The following is a 1,672-nucleotide window of genomic DNA, read 5'->3' on the forward strand; positions in this document are numbered from 1 at the left end:
GTGCTAAATAGTGGAACTGTAAACTTCAAGGCTGCTATTGTCATAATCTTGCACTGACCTATAAAAATTAAAGGGACTGTAGTCTTTGGAATCATTAGAGAGAACACAAACAAAAGATTATATTGCGGATATCCTGCGCACTGAAATCTTCAAAAGGAACATCAAGGATGGTGAGAAGCTGAAACAATCCGAAGTCGCTGCCGCAATGGGCGTTTCCAGAATGCCCGTAAGGGAAGCCTTGCAGATGCTGGAAATGGAAGGCGTGTTGGAAAGGCTCGGAAACAGGCATATGAAAGTCAATGGCGTCTCCTTTGAATCGGCCAAAGCCCAATTCAGGATGATAAAGGCGCTGGAAAAAGAAATTTGCCTGATCCTTTCCGAGAAGCAAGTTGATGCACAGCCATTCCGGAAAATTGCGGACGCATACAAAGGGAAAATGGTCGCCAAAGATAGTGAAGGTTGTCGCAAGCTGGAACTGGATTTCCATCAACTGCTGTCGGAAGCGACCGGCATTCCGACAATCAAGCGGGCGCATGAACAACTGTTGAGCGGCTTCTTCACTTTCGTGATCGGAAATTATGACTTTGATTTTGAAGCAAACTACAAGCATATTGAAAAAATCAGCCAGCACCTGGCAGAAAATGATCTATCGAAATTGATGGATGGATTTGAAGACTATTTTCAATATTATGTTGAGATCCTGAAGAAAGAACTGGAGGGTATGAACAATGAGCATCCTTAAACCGATCAAACTATTGCCTGCCAGAGAAAGGGTGGCTTCCTCCCTGAGAAAAGCGATCATCCTGAAGGAATTCGAGCCGGGCCATGAATTGATGCTGGATGCTGTTGCGAAGATGCTGGGCGTTTCCGTTACGCCGGTCCGCGAGGCTTTTCAGATTTTGTCCCGTGAAGGCTTCATCCAGCTGCGCCCTAATAAGGGAGCCATCGTAATGGGCATCACCCCGACTTTCCTTGAGGATCACTATGAAATCCGAGCTTCCCTTGAAAGCGAAGCCTGCGCCATCATCTGCAGAAAGAAAAAAGACATCAGCGAAATCATCAAAGTGCATGAAGATGCGAAAGAAAGTATCCTGTCGGGCGATGTCAGCTCTTATTCCGACCTGAACCAGGCCTTTCACTTTGCCATCTGGAACGCCAGCGAAAACGCGCGCTTGATCGAAATGGCCTCCAATCTTTGGAACGGCTTGTCGATGGGGGACCTCCAGACCGAGGAACAGTATGCCCAAATTTCCATTCAGGAACATGAAGATATCGTGAATGCGCTTATCGCAGGGGATGAAGAATTGTCCCGAAAATTCATGCTGAAGCATATCTACCGAAGCATGGAGAATGTCCTGACGCGGTTCAAATAGAAGAATCCACACAATAAAACAAAAAATGATCCATCGGGTGCGCACTCCTGAATAACAGGGAGTGCGCACTTATTTTTTTTGCCCAAAATAATCGAGCAGAATCCTATAATGGCGCACAATACGATGTAAGCGTTTCGAAAATAAACTAAAAAATTCACATTGCTGTTGACATCGAAAAAAGGATATGGTAAATTTCTATTTGTAAAAGGGATACATTATCAGATATCAAATATAAGTGATATCTGAAGTGTGCGACTTTAATCCAGCAGTACCGCAGCACAGTGGAACGAAGGAAAACT

At 44.8% G+C, this 1,672-nt stretch carries 2 protein-coding genes; both read left to right on the forward strand.

Annotated elements, in window-relative coordinates; genetic code table 11:
- Positions 1-85 precede the first annotated feature (85 nt).
- Positions 86-742, forward strand: a complete 657-nt coding sequence (locus WBV27_RS12480) for a GntR family transcriptional regulator (RefSeq protein WP_424202452.1) — start codon at positions 86-88, stop codon at positions 740-742.
- Positions 729-1,373, forward strand: coding sequence for a GntR family transcriptional regulator (locus tag WBV27_RS12485; protein WP_086628521.1), 645 nt, complete (start codon positions 729-731; stop codon positions 1,371-1,373). Before WBV27_RS12480 ends, WBV27_RS12485 begins: the two co-directional genes overlap by 14 nt.
- Positions 1,374-1,672: the final 299 nt, after the last annotated feature.

It is taken from the genome of Trichococcus sp., assembly GCF_049589555.1.
GTDB lineage: Bacteria > Bacillota > Bacilli > Lactobacillales > Aerococcaceae > Trichococcus.